Below are 24,498 nucleotides of genomic sequence, written 5' to 3' on the forward strand. Positions count from 1 at the left end.
GCAGCACCACACGGCCGCCTGCTGCACAGAGTGACCACACCGGTCACCCTGCGTTGCGAATAGGTAACCGTGCCATAACGGCGTTCCAGGGCCCATGCCCGACACGCCGGGCAACTCGGCAAGGTTGTGGCAGGCTGCACCCGGGCAGGCCACACTCGACTAGCGGAAGCAGCGACGCAGGTGACGTCGGCAGGCACCACCCGGGAGGTCCCCATGCCCGAACTGCGTGTCGTGGCCGTCTCCAACGACGGCACACGACTGGTGCTGAAGGCTGCTGACAGCACGGAGTACACGCTTCCGATCGACGAGCGGCTGCGCGCCGCCGTCCGCAACGACCGCGCCCGCCTCGGCCAGATCGAGATCGAGGTGGAGAGCCACCTCCGCCCCCGCGACATCCAGGCGCGTATACGCGCTGGTGCCTCCGCGGAAGAGGTCGCCCAGCTCGCCGGCATCCCCGTCGAACGGGTACGCCGCTTCGAGGGCCCCGTCCTCGCGGAGCGCGCCTTCATGGCGGAGCGCGCCCGGAAGACCCCCGTACGCCGTCCCGGCGAGAACACCGGCCCCCAGCTGGGCGAGGCGGTGCAGGAGCGGCTGCTGCTGCGCGGCGCCGACAAGGACACGGTCGTCTGGGACTCCTGGCGCCGCGACGACGGCACCTGGGAAGTCCTGCTGGTCTACCGGGTGGCCGGTGAGGTCCACTCGGCGAGCTGGACGTACGACCCGCCCCGGCGGCTGGTGCAGGCCGTGGACGACGAGGCGCGCGCGCTGATCGGCGAGACCGACGACGCGGTGGCCGTCCAGGAGCCGAGCTTCCCCTTCGTCCCGCGCATCGCCCGCCTTCCGCGCGACCGGCCGCTGGACCGTGCCCTGGACCGGCAGATCGAGCGCCCGGCCCCGGTCCCGGCCCCCGAGCCGGAGGAGGAGCCCGAGCGGGACTCGCTGACCAGCCTGCTGGAGGCGGTGCCGAGCTTCCGGGGCGACCTGGTCGTTCCCGACCGCCCGGCCGTCGAACCGCCGGCGACCGAGCCCGACCTGGAACCGGACGCGGAGGAGCCCCCGGCCCCCGCCGCCTCCGCGGGCGCCGGCTCGGCGTACGCGGACGTCCTGATGCCCCGCGCGGTGAGTGGTCACCGCGACCGCCTCACCGGCACGACCGACCGTCAGGCCGAGGCGGACGGCGTCCGCCCCGGCCGCCGCGCGGCGGTCCCCAGCTGGGACGAGATCGTCTTCGGCACGCGCCGCAAGAAGCAGGAGTAACGACCGCCCGGGGACACGGCCGGGTCCCGGGCGGAACGTTCGGCCCCGCCCTCCGGGCGGACGACGCTACTTTCGAATCACGCCCTAGCCGCGTTCCGGGCCCGTGGCGACCGGGCGGGTCGGGTCGGAGGACCACTCGGACCAGGAGCCCGCGTACAGCGCGGCCCGGATGCCGGCGAGCTCCAGGGCCAGGACCTCGTGGGCGCCCGAGACACCGGAACCGCAGTACACGCCGACCTCCGGGGCGTCGGTCGCGCCCAGGTGCTTGAAGCGGGCGGCCAGCGTCTCGGGCGGCAGGTAGCGCCCGTCGGCGTCGGCGTTCTCCGTGGTCGGGGCCGAGACCGCGCCCGGGATGTGCCCGCCCACGGGGTCGATCGGCTCCACCTCGCCGCGGTACCGCTCCCCCGCCCGCGCGTCCAGCAGCAGACCCGTCCGCGCCAGGGCCGCCGCGCCGTCCGCGTCCAGCAGGGGCAGCGCGCCGGGCTCGGGCGCGAAGTCGCCGGTCACGGGCGTCGGCGTGCCGGTCGACAGCTCGCCCCGCCAGGCGGCGAGGCCACCGTCCAGGACCCGTACGTCCGGATGTCCCGTCCAGCGCAGCAGCCACCAGGCGCGGGCGGCGCCCCAGCCCTGGCCGCCGTCGTAGGCGACGACCCGCGAGTCGGCGCGGACGCCCGCGCGGCGCATCACCGCGCCGAACTCCGCCACGTCCGGCAGCGGGTGCCGGCCCCCGGTGCCGGGCGGGCCCGCCAGCTCGGTGTCGAGGTCGACGTACACCGCGCCCGGAATGTGCCCCGCCTCGTACGACGGCCGGCCGGGCGGGCCGCCGAGCTGCCAGCGGACGTCCAGGAGGACCGGGGGGCGCGCGCCGGCCAGCTCGTCGACGAGTTCGGGTGCCGAGATGATGGGGTTCATGACGTCCATCCTCGCGCAGACGCCGCGGCGCCGGGCGCACGGCCGGAAGACCGGAGGCCGTGGCAGGGATGGGCGCCGATTTTTCGGGCATCCTCCTGCGGGATCGCGCCAATCCACGGCGCGGCCGGGACGCACCGCGCGGCCCTTGGTGCGAGCATCTGACGGGGCGTACGGCCGGGCCTCCAGCCGGTCACCGGCGCTTCACCGGTGACGCGCGCCGGCGGCCGCTTCCGGCGGCGCGCACCGGCACGGCACACGCCCGGTCCCCGCACGGCCACGACGATGGTCCGAGGAGAGAGTGACGATGACCGAGGCGACTCGGCGCAAGCCCGGTACACCTTGCTGGGTGAGCTTGATGGTGCATCGCCTTGACGCGACGCAGGAGTTCTACGGGGCGCTGTTCGGCTGGCGCTTCGAACCGGGTCCGCGACAGCTGGGCCCGTACCTACGCGGGCTGCTCGACGGCAAGGAAGTGGCGGGTATCGGCCAGCTTCCCGCCGATCAGGACCTGCCGATCGCCTGGACGACGTACCTGGCGACGGACGACGCCGACGAGACCGCCGAGGCGATCCGGTGCAGCGGGGGGACGGTCGCCGTCGGGCCGCTGGGTGCCGCGGACGCGGGACGTCTGGCCATCTGCTCCGACCCGACGGGGGCCGTCTTCGGGATCTGGCAGGCCGCCGCGCACCTCGGCACGGCCGTGGTGGGCGCGCCGGGCACGCCCGCCTGGAACGAGCTGCTGACGCAGGAGACGGAAGCGGTCAGCAAGTTCTACAAGACGGTGTTCGGGTACGAGCTGGACGCCGGCGATCCGGCCGAGAAGGACCTGGTGACGCTGAAGGTCGACGAGCGGCCGGTCGCCTCGCTGTACGGCATCGGCTCCTCCCTGCCGCGCGACCGGGGTGCCCACTGGATGACGTGGTTCGAGGTAGCGGACACCGACGAGGCGGCGCGGCGGGTGGCCGGGCTGGGCGGCCGGGTGCTCCGGGAGCCGTACGACGACCCGGCCGGGCGGCTGGCGACCGTGGCGGACCCGGAGGGTGCGGTGTTCACGCTCGTACGGTCGGCGGGTGCGTGACGCACGAGCCCCCGGGCCGGTGCGTCATTCGGCCGGCACCGGCAGCACGTCGGGTGACAGGGCGGCGGCGCGGGCGGAGGCGGCGGTCATACGGCGCCGGTGGTGACGGCGGCAGAGCACCTCGTACCCCACCTCCCCGCTCTCGTCACCGGCGTTGACGTCGCCCACGACGACTTGGGCGCCCTCGACGACCATCTCGCCGCCGACGGTCCGGGCGTTGTGGGTGGCGCGCGCGCCGCACCAGCACAGGGCCTCGACCTGGAGGACCTCGACCCGGTCGGCGAGTTCGACGAGCCGCTGGGAGCCGGGGAAGAGCTTGGAGCGGAAGTCGGTGGTGATGCCGAAGGCGAAGACGTCGAGTTCGAGGTCGTCGACGACGCGGGCGAGCTGGTCGATCTGCTCGGGCGCGAGGAACTGCGCCTCGTCCGCGATCACGTAGTCGCAACGGCCGCCCTTGGAGAGGTGGGCGACGAGGTAGGCGTAGAAGTCGAAGCCCTCGGCGGCCTCGACCGCGTCCGTGACCAGGCCCAGGCGCGAGGACAGCTTGCCCTCGCCGGCCCGGTCGTCACGGGTGAAGATCATGCCCTGGAGGCCGCGCGCGGAGCGGTTGTGCTCGATCTGCAGAGCGAGGGTGCTCTTTCCGCAGTCCATCGTTCCGGAGAAGAACACCAGCTCGGGCATGGGGAAGTGACGCCTTTCGGGTCCGGTCGCGGAGACGGGGGTGGAGGTGGGGGCTGAGGGTGAGGGTGGGAACGGGGAACGGTGGAACCGTGGAACGGCTGTTACGAGCGGACTTCGAGCAGCGGGACCAGCTGCTCCACGGGCGTCATGGAGCCGTGCACGCCGACCATCGCGGACTCGTTGGGCTCGTTGACCGACGCCGTGATGACGACGTCGTCGTGGGCGGCCGCGACGACGTCGCCGATCCTGGCGTGGACGCGCTCGTCGACCACCGGGCCGAACCAGCCGGCCTCGATCGCCTCGTCGCGGCTCGCCACCCAGAACTGCTCGCCCAGCACCTCGCGCCAGCAGGTCAGTACGTCGGTCTCGGCGCCCGGCACCGCGTAGACGTGGCGGGCCCGGCCCTCGCCGCCGAGCAGGGCGACTCCCGCGCTCAGCTCCCAGTCCTCGTCGAAGTCGATGCGGGACTGCTCGTCGAACGGGATGTCGATCATCCCGTGGTCGGCGGTGACGTACAGCGCGGTGCGGGGCGGGAGCTGCTCGGCCAGGCGCTGGACGAGACGGTCGACGCACATCAACTGGCCGCGCCAGGCGTCGGAGTCGACGCCGAAGCGGTGACCGCTGCCGTCGACCTCGCTGTAGTACGTGTAGACGAGGGAACGGTCACCGGCGGCGAGTTCCCCGGCGGCCAGGTCCATCCGTTCCTCACCGGTGAGCCGCCCATGAAACGTTCCGCCGCTGAGCGCGACCTTGGTCAGGGGCGTGTCGCGGAAGGTCGGCGAGGAGACCTGCGCGGTGTGGACGCCGACGGCGTCGGCGAGCTGGAAGACGGTCGGGTACGGCTGCCAGGCGTGCGGCGGCGTCCAGGGCTTCCAGCGCAGCTGGTTCATCAGCCGGCCGATGGCCGGGTCGCGCACGGTGTAGCCGGGCATGCCGTGCTCGCCCGGCGGCCGTCCGGTGCCGACGGACGCCAGTGAGGTCGCGGTGGTGGCGGGGAACCCGGCGGTGATCGGTCGTCCCGTGCCGCCCCTGGAGCTGCCCAGGAGCGACGTGAGGTACGGGGCCTCGTCGGGGTGGGCCTTGATCTGCTCCCAGCCGAGGCCGTCGATCAGGAACACGCAGTTGCGGTCGGCGGGCGTCAGCTCGCTGATGCGGTGCTCGAACCCGGGTACGTCCAGACCGGCGGCGAGCGTCGGCAGCAGGTCGGCGAGGGAGCCGGAGCCGTACTCGGGCACGGGTGCGGTGCCGGGGGCGAGCGGCTCGGGTTCGTCGGGCCAGGCGGGTGCCATGTGTGCGGGCTGGACCATCAGCGGGTGGCCGCGGTGGCTTCGGAGAGCGCCTGGGCGAAGGCGAGGGCCTGCCGCACCGTCTCGGGGCCGTCACCGGCCTCGCTGACGCGCAGGCTCAGGTCGTCGGCCGTGGAGTTGCCGGTGTAGCCGTGGTCGGCCTCGCAGTTCGGGTCGCCGCACGCGGCGGGCTCCAGGTCGAGCCGGGAGACGGCGCCCCAGCCGATGGTGAGGACGACCTCGCGCGGCAGGGTGCCGGGGGTGTACGACTCGGGGTTCGCCACGACGCGGCTGAGGACGACGGACGAGATCCGGCCGAGCTTGACCGACTCGGTGGAAGTGGTCGCGTACGGCGTCGGGGAGCTGGTGTCGGCGTTCTGCTCGTCGGTGTGACTGACGATGAAGCGGTTGGCCGTCAGGACCAGGACCGTGACGTGCCGGCGCACCTCGTTGGCGTCGAAGGTGGTCTCCTGGTGGACCAGGTACGACGCGATCGGCTCCCCGCCGACGGCGGCCTCGACCGCCTCGGCCACAAGGGCCGGGTAGTAGCCGCTGCGCTCGATCGCCGCGCGCAGCCCCTGGGTGGTCGTCGTACCGGTCTTCGCCATGGACTCCATCCTACGGGGGCGCGGTGCCTGCGCGGGACGCCCGTGCGCCGTGCCGTCCGGCGTGCGATCCCGGCGTGCGTGGCGGTGGGCGTCAGTAGCTGGGGAGCCGGCGCGGGCCGAGGTCGGTGCGGGCGGGGGGCGGGGCGAGCCGGACGGTGGCGCCGAGGACGGAGAGGCCCTGCGGTGCGACGACCACGGGCTCCAGCCCGACAGCGACGATCTCCGGGTGGTCGTCGACCAGCCGTGACACCCGGAGCAGCAGCTCTTCGAGGGCGGGGGTGTCGACGGGTGCGGAGCCGCGCCAGCCGAACAGCAGCGGGGCCGTGCGGAGGGAGCGGATCTGTTCGGCGACGTCCCGGTCGGTGGCCGGGACCAGGCGGTGGGCGGTGTCGCCCAGCAGCTCGGAGGGCGCGCCCGCGAGGCCGAAGGACAGGACGGCGCCCACCGCGGGGTCGATCGCGGCGCGGACGACGGTGTCGACGCCGCGCGGGACCATGGCCTGGACGACGGGCTGGAGCTCCTCGGGCTTGCCGAGGGTCTCGGTCAGCTCCGAGTAGGCGGTGCGCAGCTGCTCCTCGGTGGCCAGGTCGAGGCGCACGCCGCCGAGGTCGGGGCGATGGCGGAGGTGCGGGGCGGTGGTCTTGAGCGCCACGGGGTAGCCGAGGCCGGTGGCGGCGCGGACCGCGTCGTCGGGGGTGGGAGCGGGGAGCGTGGGGCGTACGGGGATGCCGTAGCGCCCGAGGAGCTCGCGGGCGGCGTCGGCGCCGAGGGTGACGCCCCGCTCGTCGGCCTCCGGTGCGAGCGCCCGCTCGATCTGTGCGGCGGCCCCCGCCTCGTCGATGCCCTCGTACTCGGGGACGCGTCCGGGGTCGGCGGCCTGACGGCGCCACTGCCCGTACCTGACCGCCTCCGCCAGCGCCCGGACGGCCCGCTCGGCGGCGGGGTACGCCGGGATGCGGTTGTGGGGCGGGGTGGGCGGGGCGGGGTCGGCCGTGGTGGGTTCGGCGGCGGGGGTTTCTTGGGCGGCGGCGGGTGGGGTGGAGGCAGCGGCGGGGGTCGGTGGTGGGGTGGCGGGAGCCGGTGGGGCCGTGCTGGTGGCTGCCGCCAGGGCGTCGGCGAGGGCGCCCATCTCCACGTGGACGACCAGCACGGGCTTGGCCGGTGCCTCCGCGGTGGCGGCGCGGAGCGCCTCGGCCAGGACCTCGCCGTCGCCGGACTCGGTCAGCCCGTTCTCGCCGACCCAGGGGATCGCGGTGACCACGACCGCGTCGCACGCGTCGTCCCGGAGGGCTTCGGCGAGGGCGGTACGGAAGTCCTGCGGCGTGGCGGCCGTCGTCAGGTCGCGCGGGCGCCGGGGCCGCAGCCCCTCGGTGAGGCAGGCGTCGTACGTCAGCAGGCCCAGCGACTCCGAGTTGCCGAGGATCGCGACCCGCGGGCCGGCCGGGAGCGGCTGCCCGGCGAGGAGCAGGCCCGCGTCGACCAGTTCGGTGACCGTGTCCACCCGGATGACGCCCGCCTGCCGCAGCAGGGCCGAGACGGTGGTGTGGGGGATGCGCGTGACCGGCACGGCGTGGCCGGGGGGCGCGCTGCCGCTGTGCCGGCCGCCCTTGACGACGACGACCGGTTTCACCGCCGCCGTGCGCCGGGCGAGCCTGGTGAACTTGCGGGGGTTGCCGATCGATTCCAGGTAGAGCAGGACGACGTCGGTCTCGGGGTCGTCGTACCAGTGCTGGAGGATGTCGTTGCCCGATACGTCGGCGCGGTTGCCCGCGGAGATGAACGACGACAGGCCCGCCCCGCGCCGGTGCAGCCCGGACAGCAGGGCGATGCCGATGGCACCGGACTGGGTGAACAGACCGATCCGGCCCGGTGCGGGCGGGTGCGGCGCCAGGGAGGCGTTGAGCCGCACGCCGGGCGCCGTGTTGATGATGCCGAACGCGTTGGGGCCGATGATGCGCATGCCGTACGAGCGTGCCCGGCGCACCAGTTCACGCTGGCGCTCCCGGCCTCCGGCGCCCTGCTCGGCGTAACCGGCCGTCAGGACGACCAGGCCCCGCACCCCGTGCTCGCCGCAGTCGGCGACGGCCTCCAGGACCCGGTCGGCCGGTACGGCGACGACGGCGAGGTCGACGGGCTCGCCGATCTCGGCGACGGAGCGGAAGGCGGGCACCCCGTCCAGGGAGGTCGTCGTCTCCGGCAGGGCGCGGTTGACGGCGTACGTACGGCCCGTGTACCCGGCTTCGAGGAGGTTGCGCAGGACCGTACGGCCGACTCCGCCGGGGATGCGGCCCGCGCCGACGACCGCGACGGAGCCCGGGGCGAGGAGCCGCTGCACGGACCGGGCCTCGGCGCGCTGTTCGCGGGCCCGCTGGACGGCGAGGGACCGGTCGGTGGGTTCGAGGTCGAGGTGGAGGCGGACGGCGCCGTCCTCGAAGCTGCGCTTCTGGGTGTAGCCGGCGTCCGTGAACACCTTGATCATCTTGTTGTTGGCGGGGAGCACCTCGGCGGCGAACCGCCGGATGCCCCGCTCGCGCGCGACCGCCGCGATGTGTTCGAGCAGGGCGGAGGCCACCCCCCGCCCCTGGTGGGCGTCCTGCACCAGGAAGGCGACCTCCGCCTCGTCGGCGGGGGCGGTGGCGGGCAGGCCCTGGGCGTTGATCCGGTCGTAGCGGACGGTCGCGATGAACTCGCCGCCGACGGTGGCCGCGAGGCCGACCCGGTCCACGTAGTCGTGGTGGGTGAAGCGGTGCACGTCCTTGGCGGAGAGCCGGGGGTAGGGTGCGAAGAACCGGTAGTACTTCGACTCGTCCGAGACCTGCTCGTAGAAGCTGACCAGGCGTTCGGCGTCATCCGTGGTGATCGGCCTGATCCGCGCGGTGCCGCCGTCCCGCAGCACGACGTCGGCCTCCCAGTGATCGGGGTACACGTGTTCCGGCTGATCCGACGGGGTCCGCATGGGCCCCAGCGTACGGTGCGGGCGCCGGTCGCGGAGGTGCTGTGGACAACGCGGGGGACAACGCGGGGCGAGGCGCGCCGACCGGCGGTCGTGGCCCCGTGAAGGCCGGTTCGAGCACCCTGTGGGACGTGAGAGACTGGATTCGACAACTGGTCTAGACAACCGCCGAGACTCGAAGGGCAACACCATGGCTGAGCGCCGCGTCAACGTCGGCTGGGCCGAGGGCCTGCACGCCCGCCCCGCCTCCATCTTCGTCCGCGCCGCCACGGCCTCCGGCGTCCCCGTGACGATCGCCAAGGCCGACGGCAACCCGGTCAACGCCGCGTCGATGCTCGCGGTGCTGGGCCTGGGCGCGCAGGGCGGCGAGGAGATCGTGCTCGCTTCGGACGCGGAGGGCGCGGACGCCGCCCTGGACCGTCTGGCGAAGCTGGTCGCCGAGGGGCTCGAGGAGCTCCCCGAGACCGTCTGACCCCTCTCCGGCGCCGAGCGGAGTCGTCAAGCGGAGTCATCGAGCGGAGTCGTCCTCCCGGAAACGGGCGGTTCGGCTCCGCTTTCGTCCGTCCGGGGCGGCATGGGCTTTCGGCGCTTTTCGGCGGACCCGGAATTGCTCTGGGTGCTCATCGGGTGCGAATTTCTCCCTCTCCTTTACCGGAGCGCTGTTAATTCCGGGCACTCGCGGTGTTTACGCGATGTTGCGAAGTCCTCACCACGGTCCCACCACCCGCATTCCCCGGCGTGCGGCGCAGCCGGTACGCGGACAGGGACCGCTCGACGTGGCGGGCGGTGAGCGCGCGGGCGCGTTCGGCGTCGCCGCGGGCCACGGCGTCCACGATGGCGCCGCGCTCCGCCCACGCCTCGACCGGCCGGGCGGGCTCCTCGGCCACGTACATCCAGGCGATCTTGTGCCGGAGCTGGGTCAGCAGCGCCGACAGCGCCGGGCTGCCGCACGCCTGGGCGAGCGTCTCGTGGAACCAGCCGCCCAGCGACCCGAGGTCCTCTCCCGGGCCGCGCCGCGCCCGCTCCTGACCCAGCCTGACCAGGCCCCGCAGCACCTTCAGGTGGGCCTCGGTGTGCCGCTGGGCCGCGCGCGCGGCACCCAGCGGCTCCAGCAGCGTCCGCATCTCCAGCAGGTCGGCCGCCTCCTGCTCGGTGGGCTCGGCGACGCACGCGCCGGCGTGGCGGCGGGTGGTCACGAAGCCCTCGGACTCCAGGGTGCGCAGCGCTTCGCGGACCGGGACGCGCGAGACGCCGTAGCGGCGGGCCAGCTGCTCCTCGGTGAGGCGGCTGCCTCGCGCGAACACGCCGATGACGATGTCGTCGCGGATCGCCGTGCACACCGAGTGCGCCGGAATGCGCATACCAGAACCCCCACATTGTTCCGCGCGAAACGACTCTGTTGAGCAGCTGTCGAGTAACTCTATTGGTGACTCTATGGCAAAGACCCTATTCCCGTGGGGTGCGATTCCGGCGAGCACCTGGAATCGGGGGCCCTGTTGGCCGAAAAGCCCCCGCCAGGGCGTCCGGCAGACGTCCTGGCGGATGTCCGGGCACGACGACGGCCCCGGTCCGAAGAGGAACCGGGGCCGTCGCCGCGCTGGCAGAGAGGTGGGTCAGACGTTGACGCCGTGCGAGCGGAGGTACGAGATGGGGTCGATGTCCGAGCCGTAGTCGGCGCCGGTACGGGCCTCGAAGTGGAGGTGGGGGCCGGACGAGTTTCCGGTCGAGCCGGAGAGGCCTATCTGCTGCCCCGGCATCACGCTCTGGCCGACCGAGACGCTGACCGAGGCCAGGTGGCCGTACTGGGTGTACGTGCCGTCGTTCATCTTGATCACGACGTTGTTGCCGTACGCACCGCCCCAGCCCGCCTCGACGACGGTGCCCGCGCCGACGGAGACCACCTGGGAGCCCGAGGCGGCGTGGAAGTCGATGCCGGTGTGGCTGCCGGAGGACCACATGGCGCCGCCGGTCTGGTAGCCGGTGCTGACGTACGTGCCCGAGACGGGCAGCTGGAAGGCGTTGAGGCGCTTGCGCTCCGCCTCGCGGTCGGCGCGCTCCTTGGCGTCGCGGGCGGCCTTCACCCGGGCCTCGGCCTTGCGCTTCGCGTCGGCCTCGGCCTTCGCCTGGGCGGCGGCCTTGGCGGCGGCCTCCTGGGCCTCCAGCTCCTGGGCGGCGGCCTGGGCGTCGACCTGGTCGGCCAGCGTGTCCGTGATGACCGCCTGGTTGAGGCCGGTGTCCTCCAGCGATCCCGGAGCGGCGTCCGGGGCGGCGGCGAGCGCCGGGGAAGCGAGGGTTCCGATGACGCCGGTGGTGGCGAGGGCCGCGACTCCGGCGACGTGTGCGCTCTTGCGGCTCAGACGGCTCGGGGCACGGTGCTTCCCGGTGGCACGGGTGAACGCCATGAAGCGGCTGGTCCTTTCCTTCCTTCTCGCCTACCGGGTTAGCTGACGGGTTCGGAGCAGGAAGGTCTCCTACGGGCCCCTCCGCACGGGTGCGAAGGCGTCCGATTCACCCCAGGGACTTCATGGGTCCCCGGCTCCCCAGGCTCGCGCCTGACGGGGACTCGGCGATGGCTGCCCGGTGCCGCGGGTGCGGCGGGTTCCGGTCGGACAGCGCACTAGACGCTAAGCGGCCGATCTTTCAATCACCAAACAGACACGGTTTTTTGTAGCGCACGCCACAGGGCAGACACCTAGCCTCCGCAACAAAGCGGACATATGGATGGGCCCGGAAAAGACCTGCGAAGGAGCCGGCGAGGAGGCCACGGCCACCGGCGCACAGACCAGGACACCGGGCACCGGGCACCGGGGCGGGCAGCGGCTCACCCGGCGCCGGATCGTCGCTCGTGTTCGGGCGCCACGGATCGTTCACAGGGCCCGGACCGTTCGCGAGGCCCGGATCGGACCGCGGAACAGGGCGGACCCCGGCATCGGGCGATGCCGGGGTCCTGGACGGGCCGTCAGGAGACGCCGCGTCAATCAGCCGCCTACGACGGTCACTTCACCGATGCCCAGCGCCTCGACGGGCTCCTTGATCTCGGACGCGTCCCCGACGAGGACCGTGACCAGACGGTCCACCGGGAAGGCGCTGACGACCGCCGCGGTGGCCTCCACGGTGCCCGTCTCCGCGAGCCGCGCGTACAGCTGCGCCTGGAAGTCGTCCGGGAGGTGCTGCTCGACCTGGTCCGCGAGGGTGCCCGCGACGGAGGCGGCCGTCTCGTACTTGAGCGGCGCGACACCCACCAGGTTCTGCACCGCCGTCTCGCGCTCGGCGTCGGTCAGACCCTCGGCGGCGAGGGTGCGCAACACCTTCCACAGGTCGTCGAGCGCCGGGCCCGTGTTGGGCGTGTCGACCGAGCCGCTGATGGCGAGCATGGCCGCCCCGCCGTCGGGGCCGGAGAGCAGCACCTGGCCGAAGGCCCGCACGCCGTAGGTGTAGCCCTTCTCCTCGCGCAGGACCCGGTCCAGCCGGGACGTGAGGGTGCCGCCCAGGCAGTAGGTGCCGAGCACCTGGGCCGGCCACAGGCGGTCGTGCCGGTCGGGACCGATGCGGCCGATGAGCAGCTGCGTCTGTACGGCGCCGGGGCGGTCGACGATGACGACGCGACCGGTGTCGTCGGCCGTCACGGCCGGTACGGGGCGGGGCTCGGCGCTGTTGCCGGTCCAGGCCCCGAGGGTGTCGGCGAGCACCGCGTCGAGGTCCACGCCGGTGAGGTCGCCGACGACGACCGCGGTGGCGGTGGCGGGCCGGATGTGCGCCTCGTAGAAGGCGCGTACGGCGGCCGCGTCGATCCGGGCGACGGTCTCCTCGGTGCCCTGGCGGGGGCGGGACACGCGCGAGTCGGCCGGGAACAGCTCCTTGGAGAGCTGCATGGCGGCGCGGCGGGCCGGGTTGGCGATCTCGTGCGGGATCTCGTCCAGCCGGTTGCGGACGAGGCGCTCGACCTCGCTGTCGGCGAAGGCGGGGGCGCGCAGCGACTCGGCGACCAGGCCGAGGGCCTTGCCCAGGCGGGAGACCGGCACCTCCAGGGAGACCCGTACGCCGGGGTGGTCGGCGTGCGCGTCGAGGGTGGCGCCGCAGCGCTCCAGCTCGGCCGCGTACTCCTCGGCGGAGTGCTTGTCGGTGCCCTCGGACAAGGCGCGCGCCATGATCGTGGCGACGCCGTCGAGGCCCTCGGGCTCGGCCTCCAGCGGGGCGGCGAGGAAGATCTCGACGGCCACCACCTGCTGGCCGGGGCGGTGGCAGCGCAGCACCGTCATACCGTTGCCGAGGGTGCCGCGGTCGGGGGCGGGGAAGGCCCACGGCTTGGCGGTGCCCGGCGTGGGCTGCGGGTGGAAGTCCATGGACGTCAGGGACACAGCGGCGTCGCTCACTGGTCGGCCCCCTCTTCTGCCTGGTCGCTGTGGTCGGTGCTGAGCGGTTCGTAGACCAGCACGGCCCGGTTGTCGGGGCGGAGGCGGGCCTTGGCGACCGCCTGCACCTCCTCGGCGGTGACGTCGAGGACGCGCTGGACGGCGGTCAGGGCGAGCTGCGGGTCGCCGAACAGCACGGCGTACCGGCACAGTTCGTCCGCGCGGCCGGCGACCGTACCGAGCCGGTCCAGCCACTCGCGCTCCAGCTGGGCCTGGGCGCGCTCCATCTCCTCGGGGGTGGGGCCCTCGGCGGCGAACCGGGCCAGCTCCTCGTCGACGGCCGCCTCGATGTCCGGCACCTCCACACCGCCGGAGGTCTTCACGTCCAGCCAGCCGAGCGACGGCGCGCCGGCCAGGCGCAGCAGGCCGAAACCGGCCGCAACGGCCGTGCGGTCGCGGCGCACCAGGCGGTTGTGCAGCCGCGACGACTCGCCACCGCCCAGGACGGTGAGGGCGATGTCGGCCGCGTCGCACTCGCGCGTGCCGTCGTGCGGGAGCCGGTAGGCGGCCATCAGGGCGCGCGCCGGGACCTCCTCCTCGACGACCTCGCGCAGCTGCTCGCCGATGACCTCGGGCAGCGTCCCGTCCCTGGGCGGCTGCTTGCCGTCGTGGGAGGGGATGGAGCCGAAGTACTTCTCGACCCAGGCCAGGGTCTGCTCGGGGTCGATGTCCCCGACGATCGACAGGACCGCGTTGTTCGGGGCGTAGTAGGTGCGGAAGAAGTTCCGCGCGTCCTCGAGGGTGGCGGCGTCCAGGTCGGCCATGGAGCCGATCGGGGTGTGGTGGTAGGGGTGGCCCTCCGGGTAGGAGAGGGCGGTCAGCTTCTCGAAGGCCGTGCCGTAGGGCACGTTGTCGTACCGCTGGCGGCGCTCGTTCTTGACGACGTCCCGCTGGTTCTCCATGGACTCTTCGTCGAGCGCGGCGAGCAGCGAGCCCATCCGGTCGGCCTCCAGCCAGAGCGCGAGCTCCAGCTGGTGGGCGGGCATGGTCTCGAAGTAGTTGGTGCGCTCGAAGCTGGTCGTGCCGTTGAGGGAGCCGCCGGCGCCCTGCACCAGCTCGAAGTGGCCGTTGCCCTGGACCTGCTTCGAGCCCTGGAACATCAGGTGCTCGAAGAGGTGGGCGAGGCCGGTGCGGCCCTTGACCTCGTGGCGGGAGCCGACGTCGTACCAGAGGCAGACCGCGGCGACCGGGGTCAGGTGGTCCTCGGAGAGCACCACGCGCAGGCCGTTGGCCAGGCGGTGCTCGGTCGCTGTCAGGCCGCCGGAGCCGGCCTGGGCTGTGGCCGTGTGACCCATGGGCATGTACGTCCCTTCGATCGCTATGTGCAAAAGTCCAGCTGCGGGCCGCTGCGGAAGTCCTGCCACTGTATGCGGCTGCTGCGCCCTGCCGCGGACCGCTGTGGAAGTGCTGCCACTGTATGCAAGCGGACTGACACCCCGCGAAGTTCCCGGATCCCCGTGGCGTCCCTCTTCCGGGTCGCGGTCGGCGTTGTCAGTGGGACGGTCCACAATGGGCGTCGTCAGATCAACCTTGTTGGTGAAGGAGCCGCAGCCGCGATGGCCCGCCGCAGCACGAAGACCGCGCAGCCCGACGACTTCGAGGAGAAGATCCTCGACATCGACGTCGTCGACGAAATGCAGGGCTCCTTCCTCGAGTACGCGTACTCGGTGATCTACTCCCGGGCCCTGCCGGACGCCCGTGACGGCATGAAGCCGGTCCACCGCCGCATCGTGTACCAGATGAACGAGATGGGTCTGCGGCCGGAGCGCGGCTTCGTCAAGTGCGCCCGGGTCGTCGGTGAGGTGATGGGCAAGCTCCATCCGCACGGCGACGCGTCGATCTACGACGCCCTGGTGCGCATGGCGCAGCCGTTCTCGATGCGCCTGCCGCTGGTGGACGGGCACGGGAACTTCGGCTCGCTGGGCAATGACGACCCGCCGGCCGCCATGCGGTACACCGAGTGCCGGATGGCCGACGCGACGTCCCTGATGACGGAGTCGATCGACGAGGACACCGTCGACTTCAACCCGAACTACGACGGGCAGGAGCGGGAGCCGGTGGCGCTGCCCGCCGCCTTCCCGAACCTCCTGGTGAACGGCGCGTCCGGCATCGCGGTCGGCATGGCGACCAACATGCCCCCGCACAACCTGGGCGAGGTCATCGCCGCCGCCCGGCACCTCATCAGGCACCCGGGCGCCGACCTGGAGACCCTGATGCGGTACGTGCCGGGTCCCGACCTCCCGACCGGTGGCCGGATCGTGGGCCTGTCCGGCATCAAGGACGCGTACGAGTCGGGCCGCGGCTCCTTCAAGATCCGGGCGACGGTGTCCGTGGAGAACGTGACGGCGCGCCGCAAGGGCCTGGTCGTCACGGAACTGCCCTTCGCGGTCGGCCCGGAGAAGGTGATCGCGAAGATCAAGGACCTGGTGGGGTCCAAGAAGCTCCAGGGCATCGCCGACGTCAAGGACCTGACCGACCGCGAGCACGGGCTGCGCCTGGTCATCGAGGTCAAGAACGGCTTCATCCCGGAGGCCGTGCTGGAGCAGCTCTACAAGCTGACGCCCATGGAGGAGTCCTTCGGCATCAACAACGTGGCGCTGGTCGACGGCCAGCCGCTCACGCTCGGGCTGAAGGAGCTGCTGGAGGTGTACCTGGACCACCGTTTCGAGGTGGTCCGGCGCCGCAGCGAGTTCCGGCGCGGCAAGAAGCGCGACCGGCTCCACCTGGTCGAGGGCCTGCTCGTCGCGCTGCTCGACATCGACGAGGTCATCCGTGTCATCCGGTCGAGCGACAACTCGGCGCAGGCCAAGGAGCGGCTGATCGAGCGGTTCTCGCTGAGCGAGATCCAGACGCAGTACATCCTGGACACACCGCTGCGCCGGCTGACCAAGTTCGACCGGATCGAGCTGGAGAGTGAGCGCGACCGGCTGAACAGCGAGATCGAGGAGCTGACCCGGATCCTGGAGTCGGACGCGGAGCTGCGCAAGCTGGTCTCGTCGGAACTGGCCGCCGTCGGCAAGAAGTTCGCCACGGACCGGCGCACCGTCCTGCTGGAGTCGGCCGGCACGCCGGTCGCGGCGGCGTCCCTGGAGGTCGCGGACGACCCCTGCCGGGTGCTGCTGTCGTCGACGGGGCTGCTGGCCCGTACGGCGAGCGGGGAGCCGCTGCCGGACAGCGGCGGCCGGCGCGCCAAGCACGACGCGATCGTCTCGGCGGTGCCCGCGACGCAGCGCGGCGAGGTGGGCGTGGTGACGTCCGCCGGGCGGCTGCTGCGGCTGTCGGTGATCGACCTCCCGCAGCTGCCGGACACGGCGTCGGCGCCGAACCTGTCGGGCGGCGCGCAGGTGTCGGAGTTCCTGACGCTGGAGAAGGACGAGACGGTGATGTGCCTGACCACCCTGGACGAGTCGTCGCCGGGGCTGGCGATCGGCACGCGCCAGGGCGTGGTCAAGCGCGTGGTGCCGGACTATCCGGCGAACAAGGAGGAGCTGGAGGTCATCGGCCTCAAGGAGGGCGACCGGATCGTCGGTGCGGCCGAGCTGCGCACGGGCGAGGAGGACCTGGTCTTCATCACCTCCGACGCGCAGCTGCTGCGGTTCCAGGCCTCCCAGGTCCGGCCGCAGGGCCGTCCCGCGGGCGGTATGGCGGGCGTCAAGCTGGCGGCGGGCGCCGAGGTGATCTCCTTCACCGCGGTCGACCCGGCGCAGGACGCCGTGGTGTTCACGGCCGCCGGTTCGTCCGGGGCGCTGGACCCGACGGCGGCCACGTCGGCGAAGCTGACGCCGTTCGACCAGTACCCGCGCAAGGGCCGCGCCACCGGCGGCGTGCGCTGCCAGCGGTTCCTGAAGGGCGAGGACGTGCTGGTCCTCGCCTGGGCGGGCGCGGCACCGGCCCGCGCGGCCCAGAAGAACGGCACCCCGGTGGACCTGCCGGAGATCGACCCGCGCCGCGACGGCTCGGGCACCCCGCTCCCCAAGCCGGTCGCGGTGCTGGCGGGCCCGGCGTCGTAACGGGCATCGCGTCCGGCGCGCCCGCCGAGCAGCGGGCGCGCCGAGTGGCGGGCGCGCCGGTCCTGCTGCCGGTCAGCGCCAGGGGATGTTCCGCCAGGGGCTGCCCTCGTCGTCGGTGAGCAGCCGGTGGGCGGTAAGGGCTTCCACGTAGAAGTGCCCATACTCCTCGCCGTCGAAGCGCAGCACCCTCCCGAGCGTGTACCCCGCCGAGAAGCCCTCCCAGGAGGAGTACGCGGCCTTGGCGAGCGCGCCCGCGTGGACGATGGTCTGCTCCGCCTGCTGCGGGTCGCAGTAGCGGGCGGCAAGGCCCCACCGGGCGAGGTTGACGGCCCTGCCGTAGTCGTACGCCGAGGCCGTGGTGACCCAGCCGTCCTCCGCCAGCAGCCCGTCCGCCCGGAACCGCGCCTCGTAGCGCATGATGCGGCGCACCAGCTCCTCCATCTTCGCGACCAGCGCTGGCGAGGCTCCTCGGTCCTGGAAACCTCCGGCGGCGGTCTCGCGCCACAGGTCGGCGGGCGGAAGCTCGCCGATGCTCTTGCGGAGCTGTTCGCGCACGCGCAGCGCGTACTCGGGCTCGGCCGGACTGTTGCTGTAGTCCAGCAGGAACGCGGTCTGCCGCTGCCAGCCGTCGTGGTCGGTGATGTCCCACAAGTTGCGCAGCGTGCGCCGCTCCGAGGTGTAGTCGCCGCAGACCGTGCCGACCTCGTTCCAGGGCACGCCGTTGGACACCGCGAGGTGCGCCCCGCAGGCGAGCCCGAAGGCGAGCGGTCCGAAGAGCGGCCCGGTGTGCAGGGCGGTCAGGCTCGGCACACAGCAGCGGTCGGCCTCGACCACCTTGGCGTCGGCGGCAGCCTCGGCATGCAGGGTGCGCCACAGGGCGCGGTCCTGGGGCGACGCGGGCAGGTTCAGCGCGGCCGGGGTGAACGGGTTGACGGCGAGCCACTGCCCGGGCGCGGACCACGGGTAATCCGCCACCCAGCCCAGCGTCACTTCGTGGAACACCCAGTCCGGGCGCCAGGGCGGCAGCACGCCGCGGGTGAACAAGGGCCTGTACGTGCCCCTGTTCGCCGGGTCCACCGCCACGCGCCACCGGACCGTGTTCGGCTCGGCGTCGACCTCGTGACGGACTTGGCCGATGAACAGCTCGGCGCCCGCCAGGACCCGCAGCTGCGCCTGCACGTCCCCGCGCAGCCCCGCCTCGTGGAGCTGCCGCTCGACGTGCGTGGGCGGGACCCAGCTCATGCGCACGGCCCGCTCCGGTCGCGTCCTGTTCCGGTCCCGGTCCCGGTCGGCGGTGTCCCGTGCGTCATCCCTCGTTTCACGGGAACGATCTTATGAATCGTCCTCGCCGGCCCCGTCCTCGGGCTCCGGTACGTAACGCAGCACGCCCCACATGCTGTGCTCCTCCGGGGTGTCGTCCGGGCCGGTGACGCGGCAGTCGTCCAGGGCCTTGTGGAGGGCGTCGCCGTTCGTGCCGGAGCCGATGAGGACGAGCTGGGTGAGGCGCTGCGCGCCGGGCGGCCAGGGGTCCGGGTAGAAGCGGAGGAAACGGCCGACTGCGTGCACGGAGTAGCGGTTGGCCGGGTCGAGGGCGCCGAAGTCGACGAAGCCCTTGATGCGGTAGAGGCCCTCGGGGCGGGAGTCGAGGAAGTCGAGCAGTCGGCGCGGGTGCATCGGCTCGTCGGCGGTGAAGGAGACGGTGTCGTACGCCGCGTGCGGGTGGGCGTGGTGCTCGTCCTCGCGCAGGTCGTCGAAGGAGAGCTGCCCTTCGATCTCGTCGTCCCGGCGCGTGGCGCGGTCGAAGAGCAGCTCCGGATCGACCCTGCCGTACGCGGCGTCGACGACGGCGGCGCGCTCGGCGAGGCCCGCGACGGCCGTGTGGACGCGGCGCAGCTCCGCCGGGTCCACCCGGTCGGCCTTGTTGACGACGACGAGGTCGGCGATGGCCAGGTGCCGGTCGGTCTCGGGGTGCCGTGCGCGGGTGGCGTCGAACTCGGCGGCGTCGACGACCTCGACGAGCCCCCCGTACACGACCCGCTCGTTGTCACTGGCGAGGATCATCCGCACCAGTTCCTGCGGCTCGGCGAGGCCGCTCGCCTCGATGACGATGACGTCGAGGCGGGAGGAGGGGCGGGTCAGGGTCTCCAGGTAGGTGTCGAGCTCGCTCGCGTCGACGGCGCAGCACAGGCAGCCGTTGCCCAGGGAGACCGTGGAGCCGACCTGCCCGGCGACGGTCATGGCGTCGATCTCGATCGACCCGAAGTCGTTGACCATGACGCCGACGCGGGTGCCTCTGGCGCTGCGGAGCAGATGGTTCAGCAGGGTCGTCTTGCCCGACCCCAGGAAGCCCGCGAGGACGACGACGGGGATCTGCTGTGCGCTGGTCAAGGGGCACCCTTCTCGGTCGGTTCGCGGCCCCCAGGATAGGCGGGTGGGCGTGACCCCGGACATTTCGCGAAGGGCGGGGCTCCGTCTACGGTTCCTGGCATGACTCCCGCGCCCGCCTCACCGCCCGTCTCCGCCGCGCCCCCGGTCGCGCGCGGGCCGGTGACGCGTGGACCGGTGGCACGGCGGCTGCGGTTCGGCTGGCCGCAGCGGGTGTTCTCGCAGGTGCTGCTGATGCAGCTGACCATTGTGGTGAGCGTGACGGCGCTGGCCACCGGCCTGTTCCTGGCGCCGCTGAGCGCCCAGCTCGACGATCAGGCGATGCGGCGGGCCCTGGCGATCGCGGAGACGACCGCGTCGGGCGAGGTCGCCGCCGAGCTGACGAGCACGCCGCCGGACGCCGCCGGGCCCGTCCAGGCGGAGGCCGAGCGGATCCGGACGGCCACCGGCGCCGAGTACGTGGTGATCATGGACCGGCGGGGTGTCCGGTGGTCGCACACCGACCCGGCGCAGGTCGGCAGGAAGGTCTCCACCGACCCGAGCGAGGCGCTCGCGGGCAGGGAGGTGATGGAGATCGACAGCGGTACGCTCGGCCGCTCGGCGCGCGGAAAGGTTCCGCTGCGCGACGCGGCGGGTGAGATCGTCGGCGCGGTGTCCGTCGGCATCGAGTACGACAGCGTCCGCGCCCGGCTGCTGGCGGCGATCCCGGGCCTGCTGGCGTACGCGGGCGGAGCCCTGGCCGTCGGGGCGCTCGCCGCGTACCTGATCTCACGGCGGCTTCAACGGCGTACGCACGACCTGGCGTTCTCGGACATTTCGGCACTGCTCGCCGAACGTGAGGCGATGCTGCACGGCATCCGCGAGGGCGTCGTGGCGCTGGACCGGGCCGGGCGGATCCGGTTGGTGAACGACGAGGCACAGCGGCTCCTGGGCGTGGGCCCGGAGGCGACGGGCCGACCGCTGGACGAGGCCCTCGGAGAGGGCCGTACGACGGACGTGCTGGCCGGGCGGGTCACCGGGGAGGACCTGGTGACCGTGCGCGGGCACCGGGTGCTGATCGCCAACCGGATGCCGACGGACGACGGTGGCGCCGTGGCCACGCTCCGGGACCGGACGGAGCTGGAGCGGCTCGGGCGCGAGCTGGACTCCACGCGCGGCCTGATCGACGCCCTCCGGGCACAGGACCATGAGCACGCCAACCGGATGCACACGCTGCTGGGGCTGCTGGAGCTGGAGATGCACGAGGAGGCCGTGGAGTACGTCACCGAGGTGGTGGGCGTGCACCGGGCGACGGCCGAGCAGGTCACCGAGAAGGTGCACGACCCGCTGCTGGCCGCGCTGCTGGTGGGCAAGGCCACGGTGGCGGCTGAGCGGGGCGTCTCGCTGCGGCTCACGCCCGGCACGCTCCTGCCCGACCGGCTGGTCGAGCCGCGCGAGCTGGTGACGGTCGTGGGCAACCTCGTGGACAACGCGGTCGACGCGGCGGCCGGGTCCGGGGAGCCGCTCGTCGAGGTGGAGCTGCGGGCGGAGGGCCGGACGGCGGTGCTCCGGGTCACCGACAGCGGGCCCGGCGTTCCGCCCGAGCGGCGGGAGCTGGTGTTCACGGAGGGCTGGTCCACCAAGGACCTCCCCGCGCACGGGGGCCGCCGGGGGCTGGGCCTGGCCATGGTGCGCCGCCTCGCCGAACGCCAGGGCGGCAGCGCCCAGGTGTCACCGGCCCCGGGTGGAGGGGCGGAGTTCACCGTCGTCCTCCCCGAGGCCCTGACGGACCGCGCCACCGCCACGGCCACGGCCACGGCCACCGCCGAGGAGGACGGTACGGAGGTGGCGGCCGTCCCGGCCGGTCCCGGGCAGCCATCGCGGGACGAGCACGCCGGGGGTTCGGGCGCCGACCCCGCCGGGGAAGGGCGCCCGACCGGTCCGGGAGGTGCGCCGTGATCCGCGTCCTCGTCGTGGACGACGACGTCCGGGTCGCGGAGATCAATGCCGCGTACGTCGCCAAGGTGCCCGGTTTCGCAGTGGCCGCGCTGGCCCACACCGCGGCGGAGGCGCTCGCCCGCGTCGAGGAACTGCCGGTCGACCTCGTCCTGCTCGACCATTACCTGCCCGACGAGAACGGCCTCGCGGTCGTACGGGAGCTGCGCCGTCGCGGCCGGCAGACGGACGTGATCATGGTGACGGCGGCCCGTGACGTGGCCACCGTCCAGGCGGCCCAGCGGCACGGCGCGCTCCAGTATCTGGTGAAGCCGTTCAACTTCGCGGGCCTGCGCCCCAAACTCGAGGCCTACGCGGCGCTCCGGCGCACGCTCGACGGCGGTGGCGAGGCCGAGCAGGCGGAGGTGGACCGCATCTTCGGCGCGCTGTCGGTGGGTTCGGGGGCACCGGACCTGCCCAAGGGGCACTCCCCCACCACCGCCGACCTCGTACGCAAGGTGCTGCGCGCCGCCGACGGCCCGCTGTCCGCACAAGAGATCGCGGAACGGGCCGGGGTGAGCCGGCAGACGGCCCAGCGGTACCTGAAGCTGCTGGAGCGGGCCGGCCGGGTGCGCCTGTCGCTCAAGTACGGCGAGACCGGCCGTCCCGAGCACCGCTACACCTGGGCCGCCTCCTGACCCTGACCACCTCCTGATCCCGGGCCGACCGTCCACCCCGCCCCTCCCGTACCCCCGCCCGTCCGGTACCGCCGCCCTGCTACACCGCGCCCGCGCCCGTCAGCGCCCGGACTTCCGTCTCGGCGTGCCTGGCCTCGTCGGGGGCCTCGCGGGAGGTGACCGTGCCGAGCCAGCCGGCCAGGAAGCCCAGCGGGATGGAGACCATGCCGGGGTTCTCCAGCGGGAAGACCTGGAAGTCCATGCCGGGGAAGAGCGCCCCGGGGCTCCCGGACACCACCGGCGAGAGCACCACGAGCAGCACGGCCGGGACGAGGCCTCCGTACACCGACCAGACCGCGCCGCGCGTGGTGAAGTTCCGCCAGAACAGGGAGTAGAGCAGCACGGGCAGGTTCGCGGAGGCCGCCACCGCGAAGGCCAGCCCGACGAGGAACGCCACGTTGAGGTCCTGGGCGAGGAGCCCGAGCGCGATGGCGACGGCCCCGACGCCGGCGGCCGCGACGCGCGCCACGGCGACTTCGCCGTAGCGCCGCTTCCGTCCGGGTCGCCTGAGCGAGGCGTAGAGGTCATGGGCGACGGACGCCGAGGAGGCCAGGGTGATTCCGGCGACCACGGCGAGGATCGTCGCGAAGGCCACCGCGGCGACGACCGCGAACAGCACGGTGCCGCCGGTCGAGCCGGCTCCGCCGCCGAGGTCGAGGGCGAGCAGCGGCACCGCCGTGTTCCCCGCGGCGTTCGACGCCCGTACCTCCCCGGTGCCGACGATCGCCGCCGCGCCGAAGCCCAGGACGATCGTCATGAGGTAGAAGCTGCCGATGAGGCCGATGGCCCAGACGACCGAGCGGCGCGCGGCCCGTGCGGTGGGCACGGTGTAGAAGCGGGAGAGGATGTGCGGCAGCCCGGCGGTGCCCAGGACCAGCGCGAGGCCGAGGCTGATGAAGTCCAGCCGCGCGGTCCAGTCGCCGCCGTACCTGAGGCCGGGCGCGAGGAAGTCCCGCCCGTGGCCGCTGCGTTCGGCCGCGGAGGTCAGCAGCTGGTTGACGTCGCCGTGGAAGCGCAGCAGGACGAGCACGGTGAGCGCGACCGCGCCGGCCATCAGGAGCACCGCCTTGACGATCTGGATCCAGGTGGTGGCCCGCATCCCTCCCAACGACACGTAGATCACCATCAGCGCGCCGACGCCGATGACCGTCCATGAGCGCGCGACCTCGCTCGTACCGCCCAGCAGCAGCGCGACCAGGCTGCCCGCCCCCACCATCTGTGCCACCAGGTAGAGAACGGACACGGTGACCGAGGACGTTCCCGCCGCGATCCTGACCGGGCGTTCACGCATCCGTGCCGCGATCACGTCGGCGAGCGTGAACCGGCCGCAGTTGCGCACCAGTTCCGCCACCAGGAACAGCACGACCAGCCAGGCGACCAGGAAGCCGACCGAGTAGAGCATCCCGTCGTAGCCGAAGAGGGCGATCAGGCCGGAGATACCGAGGAATGACGCGGCGGACATGTAGTCGCCGGCGATCGCGAAACCGTTCTCCATGGGCGAGAACAGCCGCCCTCCGGCGTAGAACTCCTCCGCCGAACCGCGCCGGTGGCGGCTCACCCAGGTGGTGATCGCCAGAGTGCCCGCGATGAAGGCGCTGAACAGCAGCAGCGCGAGTAGCTGGTGGTCCGCGGTCAACGGTCGGCCGCCCCTCGCGTGAGCTCCTGCGTGTCCCAGCGGAGGTCGAGGGCCGCACGGTCGCGGTGCAGCCGGGCGTGGCGGGTGTACGCCCACGTCAGGACGAAGGTGGTGAGGAACTGTCCGAGCCCCGCGACCATCGCGACGTTCACCGCGCCGGCCACCGGGCGGGACATCAGCTGCGGCGCCGTGGTCGCCGCCACGACGTAGGCCAGGTACCAGGCGAGGAAGGCCAGGACGGCCGGTACGACGAAACGGCGGTAGCGCCCGCGTACCTCCTGGAAGGCGGCGCTGCGCTGCACCTCCAGGTAGATGTCGGCCGCGCTGCGCCGGTCGTCCGGCGTCCCGCCGAGGTCGGGACCGGGGCCGGGACCGGGCACCGGCGGCGCCTCGGCCCCGGTGCCGTCCACCTCGCCCCAGCCGGAGGCTAGTGCGTCGTACCACGGGTCATCGATCCGCATCGCCGCGGCATCGAGCCCTTCCCTGTTCTCCACCGGTCAACTCTCCTTGTCGGCGAACCGTTTCGGCCGCGTGCACAAGGATGGGCAGACCGGGCACATCCCGGACTCTTCTCTCGCCGCTCTTCACCCCATCAGGTGATGTTGACGCCGATGTCCCGGCTCCGGGCG

Annotated in this window: 19 protein-coding genes and 1 riboswitch; of the genes, 6 read left to right on the plus strand and 13 right to left on the minus strand. The window is 73.1% G+C overall.

Annotated features, from left to right (window positions below; genetic code table 11):
* Nucleotides 1-213 precede the first annotated feature (213 nt).
* Nucleotides 214-1,257, plus strand: a complete 1,044-nt coding sequence (sepH, locus tag EIZ62_RS07255) for a septation protein SepH (RefSeq protein WP_156691892.1) — start codon at nucleotides 214-216, stop codon at nucleotides 1,255-1,257.
* 84 nt (nucleotides 1,258-1,341) lie between these two features.
* On the opposite strand, the gene EIZ62_RS07260 is transcribed toward sepH, so the two are convergent.
* Nucleotides 1,342-2,169 carry a sulfurtransferase gene (locus EIZ62_RS07260; RefSeq protein ID WP_156691893.1) on the minus strand — a complete coding sequence of 276 codons (828 nt, stop codon included), beginning with the start codon at nucleotides 2,167-2,169 and terminating at the stop codon, nucleotides 1,342-1,344.
* Between the two features lie 304 nt (nucleotides 2,170-2,473).
* On the opposite strand from EIZ62_RS07260, the gene EIZ62_RS07265 reads away from it, so the two are divergent.
* Nucleotides 2,474-3,247, plus strand: a complete 774-nt coding sequence (locus EIZ62_RS07265) for a VOC family protein (protein WP_156691894.1) — start codon at nucleotides 2,474-2,476, stop codon at nucleotides 3,245-3,247.
* A gap of 24 nt (nucleotides 3,248-3,271) precedes the next feature.
* Here the strand turns inward: EIZ62_RS07265 and EIZ62_RS07270 are convergent, their stop codons facing one another.
* From EIZ62_RS07270 to EIZ62_RS07285, 4 genes are all read right to left on the minus strand, one after another.
* Nucleotides 3,272-3,928, minus strand: a complete 657-nt coding sequence (locus EIZ62_RS07270) for a thymidine kinase (protein WP_156691895.1) — start codon at nucleotides 3,926-3,928, stop codon at nucleotides 3,272-3,274.
* A gap of 101 nt (nucleotides 3,929-4,029) precedes the next feature.
* Entirely contained in the window at nucleotides 4,030-5,235 is a 1,206-nt protein-coding gene (locus EIZ62_RS07275; RefSeq protein WP_425281800.1) for an alkaline phosphatase family protein, read from the minus strand.
* Entirely contained in the window at nucleotides 5,235-5,822 is a 588-nt protein-coding gene (locus EIZ62_RS07280) for a DUF5998 family protein (protein WP_156691897.1), read from the minus strand. The genes EIZ62_RS07275 and EIZ62_RS07280 overlap by 1 nt, the downstream gene beginning before the upstream one ends.
* Before the next feature lie 91 nt (nucleotides 5,823-5,913).
* Entirely contained in the window at nucleotides 5,914-8,778 is a 2,865-nt protein-coding gene (locus EIZ62_RS07285; RefSeq protein ID WP_156691898.1) for a bifunctional acetate--CoA ligase family protein/GNAT family N-acetyltransferase, read from the minus strand.
* A gap of 187 nt (nucleotides 8,779-8,965) precedes the next feature.
* Here EIZ62_RS07285 and EIZ62_RS07290 point away from each other — a divergent pair, with 187 nt between their 5' ends.
* Nucleotides 8,966-9,247: an HPr family phosphocarrier protein gene (locus EIZ62_RS07290; RefSeq protein WP_003981826.1), complete on the plus strand. Its 282-nt coding sequence runs from the start codon at nucleotides 8,966-8,968 to the stop codon at nucleotides 9,245-9,247.
* Between the two features lie 190 nt (nucleotides 9,248-9,437).
* On the opposite strand, the gene EIZ62_RS07295 is transcribed toward EIZ62_RS07290, so the two are convergent.
* The 4 genes from EIZ62_RS07295 to EIZ62_RS07310 all read right to left on the minus strand — a co-directional run bounded on the left by EIZ62_RS07295 (nucleotide 9,438) and on the right by EIZ62_RS07310 (nucleotide 14,488).
* A complete protein-coding gene (locus EIZ62_RS07295) occupies nucleotides 9,438-10,136 on the minus strand; it encodes a GntR family transcriptional regulator (protein WP_156691899.1) in 699 nt (232 codons plus the stop codon).
* Nucleotides 10,137-10,388: 252 nt separating this feature from the next.
* The gene (locus EIZ62_RS07300; protein WP_156691900.1) at nucleotides 10,389-11,177 is read right to left on the minus strand and encodes a M23 family metallopeptidase; all 789 of its coding nucleotides are present in this window, start codon (nucleotides 11,175-11,177) and stop codon (nucleotides 10,389-10,391) included.
* 13 nt (nucleotides 11,178-11,190) lie between these two features.
* Nucleotides 11,191-11,354, minus strand: a riboswitch (cyclic di-AMP (ydaO/yuaA leader).
* A gap of 399 nt (nucleotides 11,355-11,753) precedes the next feature.
* Complete coding sequence (locus tag EIZ62_RS07305) at nucleotides 11,754-13,148, minus strand: M16 family metallopeptidase (RefSeq protein ID WP_156691901.1); 1,395 nt, start codon at nucleotides 13,146-13,148, stop codon at nucleotides 11,754-11,756.
* Entirely contained in the window at nucleotides 13,145-14,488 is a 1,344-nt protein-coding gene (locus tag EIZ62_RS07310) for a M16 family metallopeptidase (RefSeq protein WP_156691902.1), read from the minus strand. The genes EIZ62_RS07305 and EIZ62_RS07310 overlap by 4 nt, the downstream gene beginning before the upstream one ends.
* A 255-nt stretch (nucleotides 14,489-14,743) precedes the next feature.
* Here EIZ62_RS07310 and EIZ62_RS07315 point away from each other — a divergent pair, with 255 nt between their 5' ends.
* Complete coding sequence (locus EIZ62_RS07315) at nucleotides 14,744-17,197, plus strand: DNA gyrase/topoisomerase IV subunit A (protein WP_156691903.1); 2,454 nt, start codon at nucleotides 14,744-14,746, stop codon at nucleotides 17,195-17,197.
* A 72-nt stretch (nucleotides 17,198-17,269) separates the two neighbouring features.
* On the opposite strand, the gene EIZ62_RS07320 is transcribed toward EIZ62_RS07315, so the two are convergent.
* Together EIZ62_RS07320 and EIZ62_RS07325 are read right to left on the minus strand one after the other, a co-directional pair.
* Nucleotides 17,270-18,439: a DUF1266 domain-containing protein gene (locus EIZ62_RS07320; RefSeq protein ID WP_156691904.1), complete on the minus strand. Its 1,170-nt coding sequence runs from the start codon at nucleotides 18,437-18,439 to the stop codon at nucleotides 17,270-17,272.
* Nucleotides 18,440-18,529: 90 nt separating this feature from the next.
* Nucleotides 18,530-19,585, minus strand: a complete 1,056-nt coding sequence (locus tag EIZ62_RS07325) for a CobW family GTP-binding protein (protein WP_244375536.1) — start codon at nucleotides 19,583-19,585, stop codon at nucleotides 18,530-18,532.
* Between the two features lie 99 nt (nucleotides 19,586-19,684).
* On the opposite strand from EIZ62_RS07325, the gene EIZ62_RS07330 reads away from it, so the two are divergent.
* Nucleotides 19,685-21,520: a sensor histidine kinase gene (locus EIZ62_RS07330; protein WP_156691906.1), complete on the plus strand. Its 1,836-nt coding sequence runs from the start codon at nucleotides 19,685-19,687 to the stop codon at nucleotides 21,518-21,520.
* Nucleotides 21,517-22,194 (plus strand): DUF7342 family protein, encoded by a 678-nt coding sequence (locus EIZ62_RS07335; protein ID WP_156691907.1) that lies wholly within the window; start codon nucleotides 21,517-21,519, stop codon nucleotides 22,192-22,194. Before EIZ62_RS07330 ends, EIZ62_RS07335 begins: the two co-directional genes overlap by 4 nt.
* 79 nt (nucleotides 22,195-22,273) lie before the next feature.
* Here the strand turns inward: EIZ62_RS07335 and EIZ62_RS07340 are convergent, their stop codons facing one another.
* Nucleotides 22,274-23,869: a solute symporter family protein gene (locus EIZ62_RS07340; RefSeq protein ID WP_156691908.1), complete on the minus strand. Its 1,596-nt coding sequence runs from the start codon at nucleotides 23,867-23,869 to the stop codon at nucleotides 22,274-22,276.
* Nucleotides 23,866-24,330 (minus strand): DUF485 domain-containing protein, encoded by a 465-nt coding sequence (locus tag EIZ62_RS07345; protein WP_156696263.1) that lies wholly within the window; start codon nucleotides 24,328-24,330, stop codon nucleotides 23,866-23,868. Before EIZ62_RS07345 ends, EIZ62_RS07340 begins: the two co-directional genes overlap by 4 nt.
* Nucleotides 24,331-24,498: the final 168 nt, after the last annotated feature.

The organism is Streptomyces ficellus (genome assembly GCF_009739905.1).
Lineage (GTDB): Bacteria > Actinomycetota > Actinomycetes > Streptomycetales > Streptomycetaceae > Streptomyces > Streptomyces ficellus_A.

Coding starts and splice junctions, on each gene's coding strand:
- EIZ62_RS07295 (WP_156691899.1), bottom strand. CDS start 10,136: ATGCGCATTCCGGCGCACTCGGTGTGCACGGCGATCCGCGACGACATC.
- sepH (WP_156691892.1), top strand. CDS start 214: ATGCCCGAACTGCGTGTCGTGGCCGTCTCCAACGACGGCACACGACTG.
- EIZ62_RS07260 (WP_156691893.1), bottom strand. CDS start 2,169: ATGAACCCCATCATCTCGGCACCCGAACTCGTCGACGAGCTGGCCGGC.
- EIZ62_RS07265 (WP_156691894.1), top strand. CDS start 2,474: ATGACCGAGGCGACTCGGCGCAAGCCCGGTACACCTTGCTGGGTGAGC.
- EIZ62_RS07310 (WP_156691902.1), bottom strand. CDS start 14,488: ATGCCCATGGGTCACACGGCCACAGCCCAGGCCGGCTCCGGCGGCCTG.
- EIZ62_RS07320 (WP_156691904.1), bottom strand. CDS start 18,439: ATGAGCTGGGTCCCGCCCACGCACGTCGAGCGGCAGCTCCACGAGGCG.
- EIZ62_RS07315 (WP_156691903.1), top strand. CDS start 14,744: ATGGCCCGCCGCAGCACGAAGACCGCGCAGCCCGACGACTTCGAGGAG.
- EIZ62_RS07285 (WP_156691898.1), bottom strand. CDS start 8,778: ATGCGGACCCCGTCGGATCAGCCGGAACACGTGTACCCCGATCACTGG.
- EIZ62_RS07345 (WP_156696263.1), bottom strand. CDS start 24,330: ATGCGGATCGATGACCCGTGGTACGACGCACTAGCCTCCGGCTGGGGC.
- EIZ62_RS07275 (WP_425281800.1), bottom strand. CDS start 5,235: ATGGTCCAGCCCGCACACATGGCACCCGCCTGGCCCGACGAACCCGAG.
- EIZ62_RS07280 (WP_156691897.1), bottom strand. CDS start 5,822: ATGGCGAAGACCGGTACGACGACCACCCAGGGGCTGCGCGCGGCGATC.
- EIZ62_RS07330 (WP_156691906.1), top strand. CDS start 19,685: ATGACTCCCGCGCCCGCCTCACCGCCCGTCTCCGCCGCGCCCCCGGTC.
- EIZ62_RS07290 (WP_003981826.1), top strand. CDS start 8,966: ATGGCTGAGCGCCGCGTCAACGTCGGCTGGGCCGAGGGCCTGCACGCC.
- EIZ62_RS07270 (WP_156691895.1), bottom strand. CDS start 3,928: ATGCCCGAGCTGGTGTTCTTCTCCGGAACGATGGACTGCGGAAAGAGC.
- EIZ62_RS07300 (WP_156691900.1), bottom strand. CDS start 11,177: ATGGCGTTCACCCGTGCCACCGGGAAGCACCGTGCCCCGAGCCGTCTG.